The sequence below is a fragment of the Olleya sp. UBA1516 genome, assembly GCF_002323495.1.
Lineage (GTDB): Bacteria > Bacteroidota > Bacteroidia > Flavobacteriales > Flavobacteriaceae > Olleya.
Map to the genome: position 1 here is coordinate 53,668 of NZ_DCQO01000014.1, position 3,634 is coordinate 57,301.

Sequence of the window (3,634 nt, forward strand, 5' to 3'; positions counted from 1 at the left end):
TTTACATCATCTGCAAAAATTTCTAGTTGAGGTTTAGAGTTTATCGTTGCTTTATCGCTTAATAATATGTTATTATTTGATTGGAAAGCATTGGTTTTTTGTGCCTCTTTGTTTACTACAACTTTACCATTAAAGACACCAGTTGAGCTGTCGTTAAAAATTCCTTTGTAGTCCTGATGACTTTCGCAATTAGGCTCTATATGATGAACTAAAGTGTTGTGGTCAACATGTTGTTTATCTCCAATAATGGTAACTCCATTTAATGTAGAGTCCATATACTCTCCGTTTTGATAGAAGTTTAGGTTGTTACGTGTTAACTTTCCTCCAAAACTAAACGTATGCACAGATACATGGCTTTCGCGTTTTTGCTCAACAAAAGTGCTGTCTATTAATGATGCATTAATGTTGTCATTTTGCACTTTATAGTAATCAACTATGGCGCGTTTGTTAGCAACAATTTCTGTAACAGAGTTTGTTAAAACAGGATTGTCTGTCAAACTTTGGTGACGCTCTATAATTTGTACGTGAGAATTTTCATCTACAACAATTAAGTTACGTGGTTGTAGCATTAATGCAGCTTCATTTCCTGTAGAAAAATGTACTATTTGGATAGGTTTAGCAACCACTTTGTTTTTAGGAATGTGTATGTAGGCACCTTCTTTAGAAAAAGCGGTATTTAAAGAGGTTAATCCTTCTTTACCTGCTACTTTATTAAAGTAGTTTTCAATAATTAATTGGTATTTAGGTTTGTGTAATGCCGAAGACATTAGGCAAACATCAATACCATCATGAGTAGTTTGAGATAAATTAGAAGAGTATTTACCATCTATAAACACGATTTTGTAAGTGTCAATATCATCTAGAAAATACTTTTTAATATCACTGTACTCTAAGGTGTTATCTTGTTTAGGGAACAAGCTATAATCGTGTTTTAAAACACTATTTAAAGAGGTGTACTTCCAAGCTTCGTCCTTTTTTGAAGGAAAACCTTTAGCTTCAAACGTTTTTATTGCTTCGCTTCTAACATCATGTATTTTAGACTCTAAATCGACTTGATTTTCGAATGCTAAAAAAGAGGATACTAATTTTTCTTTTAAACTCATATTTTAAGTCTTCGGTATTCAGCTATTAAAAAACAGGGTTTGTTAGTTAATGCTGTAACGTATTATATTTATTTGTGTTTTTAGCGGTAAGTTATCTGTTAGATAACATTACCATTGCAAACTTTTTAAGCGTCTACTTCTTCTTTGATCCAGTCGTAACCTTTTTCTTCTAACTCATGTGCTAGTTCTTTTCCTCCAGACTTAACAATACGACCATTGTATAGTACGTGGACAAAATCAGGTACGATATAGTCTAATAAACGTTGGTAATGAGTAATGACTATTACAGCATTATCTTTACTTTTTAGTTTATTTACACCATTGGCTACAATACGTAAAGCATCGATATCTAATCCTGAATCAGTTTCATCTAAAATCGCTAATTTAGGTTCCAACATAGCCATTTGAAAAATCTCGTTACGTTTCTTTTCTCCACCAGAGAATCCTTCATTTAAAGATCTAGATAAAAACTTACGATCAATTTCTAAAAGTTCTGATTTTTCACGAATCATTTTTAGCATTTCGTTAGCTGGCATATCAGGTAAACCTTTAGCTTTTCGTGTTTCGTTAATTGCAGTTTTCATAAAGTTAGTCACGCTAACTCCAGGAATTTCTACTGGATATTGAAACGATAAAAACACACCTTTGTGTGCACGTTCCTCTGCTGCTAATTCGTCAATATCTTCACCTTCCAAAAGAATAGTTCCATCTGTTACTTCATATTCTTCTTTTCCTGCTATTACTGAAGCTAATGTACTTTTACCAGAACCATTTGGTCCCATTATAGCATGTACTTCTCCTGCTTTAACTTCAAGGTTAATACCTTTTAAAATAGATTTATCTTCAACACTTGCGTGTAAATTTTTTATTTGTAACATACTGTTTATTTTCCTAGTTTGATAACGTCGTTTTTATTCGGGTCTAAAGCGCTAACGCTTACTATTTTATTTATTTTTAATTTAAAAGGCCAGCTATCTTCATTTTCTTTTTTAGGAATTAATTCTCCTAAAACTTCTACAGTCACCATATCTGTTGGCTCTTTTTGGTATTGTTTAGCTTGTTCGGCCAATGTACTTACTTGGTCATTTAAGACCACACCATGTATATCATTACCTACTTGAAATACTGCTGCGTTTGCATAGTATACAAAATCTCCTTTAAAGGCTGTGCCTTGATCTTTTTTACAACTTACAAATGCAATAAAAATTAAAAGAATAGCTATTTTTTTCATGCTTATATTTATTGAATAGGCTCTGGAGCGTGATTTAAACTATTGTAATTTTTTGTTGAATGCTGAATAATCACTCGTGCTCCTTTTTGTTTTGCAAAAGCTTCAAAAGTTTCCATAGATGCTTTTGTGTCCTCTACACTAAAGTTGAAACTTGGTACAATATGATTCGTTCTGTTTTCTTCAAAATGATATAAATCTCCTGCTAAAAATAATGGTCCTTCTTGCTCTAAATCTAAAAATAAAGATTGGTGACCTGGTGTATGACCTGGAGTAGACTTAATAATCACTTTACCATCTCCAAAAACATCCAAATCTCCATTGATTTTTTTAGTTAATTTTAAATCCTTTATAGCGTTGTAATTATCAGGATTGTTTTTTTGTTGCTCTATACTTGTCACAAAGTCATATTCTACTTCTTGAACAATCCAAGTGGCATGAGCTAATTTTGATGCAGATCCTGAGTGATCAAAATGTGTGTGTGATAAGGCTATATAGTCAATATCTTTAGTTTGTAAACCTATTGTTTTTAGTTGTTCTTCAATACCTTGATCTCTAGACACTGTAAATGCACCATCAGGAGTAGTAAACGGTTTTTGTCCCACTAATCCTTCTGCTAATCCTGCATCCCAAAGCAAATTACCTTCTGGATGTTTAATAACAAAAAACATATCGGCAAAAGTTTTGCTTTCGCCTTTGTACAAATCGTCTTGAGAAAAAATCTCTAATTTGTTAACCTGAACTGTTCCTCCATCAAACATAAATAGTTTAATTGGTTCTGCTTTTGTTTCGGTAGCAACCTCAGTTTGTTTATTATCTTTTTTACAAGCTACCAGAAAGGTAAAGCTTAATAAAATTAGGGTTAGTTTTTTCATAGTATTTGTATTATCCAACAGATCCTTCTAAAGATATTTCTAGTAGTTTTTGAGCTTCAATAGCAAACTCCATTGGTAATTTATTTAGTACTTCTTTACTAAATCCATTTACAATTAGTGCAATAGCTTTTTCTGTATCTATACCACGTTGGTTGCAATAAAATATTTGGTCTTCACCAATTTTACTTGTTGTTGCTTCGTGCTCTATTTGTGCAGTCTTATTTTTAGCTTCTATATATGGGAAGGTATGTGCACCACACTCGTTACCCATTAACAAACTATCACATTGAGAAAAGTTTCTAGCATTGTCTGCACGACTACTAATTTGAACTAAACCACGATAAGAATTTTGTGATTTTCCTGCAGATATACCTTTAGAAATAATGGTTGATTTAGTGTTTTTACCTAAATGAATCATTTTTGTTCCA

The 3,634-nt window shown here is 32.3% G+C and carries 5 protein-coding genes; all 5 read right to left on the minus strand.

Annotation, left to right across the window (positions count from 1 at the left end; all coding sequences use genetic code 11):
• On the minus strand, positions 1-1,103 hold a 1,103-nt coding region (locus B2989_RS08885; protein ID WP_292947497.1), incomplete at its 3' end, for a SufB/SufD family protein.
• 125 nt (positions 1,104-1,228) lie between these two features.
• Positions 1,229-1,981 (minus strand): Fe-S cluster assembly ATPase SufC, encoded by a 753-nt coding sequence (sufC, locus tag B2989_RS08890; RefSeq protein ID WP_145004400.1) that lies wholly within the window; start codon positions 1,979-1,981, stop codon positions 1,229-1,231.
• A gap of 5 nt (positions 1,982-1,986) precedes the next feature.
• Positions 1,987-2,334 carry a hypothetical protein gene (locus B2989_RS08895; RefSeq protein WP_145004397.1) on the minus strand — a complete coding sequence of 116 codons (348 nt, stop codon included), beginning with the start codon at positions 2,332-2,334 and terminating at the stop codon, positions 1,987-1,989.
• 8 nt (positions 2,335-2,342) lie between these two features.
• On the minus strand, positions 2,343-3,206 hold the full coding sequence (gene mzmL / locus B2989_RS08900) for a quorum-quenching N-acyl-homoserine lactonase MzmL (protein ID WP_292947501.1): 864 nt from the start codon (positions 3,204-3,206) through the stop codon (positions 2,343-2,345).
• Positions 3,207-3,216: 10 nt separating this feature from the next.
• A partial coding sequence (locus tag B2989_RS08905; RefSeq protein ID WP_292947504.1) for a SufD family Fe-S cluster assembly protein occupies positions 3,217-3,634 on the minus strand: 418 nt, incomplete at its 5' end.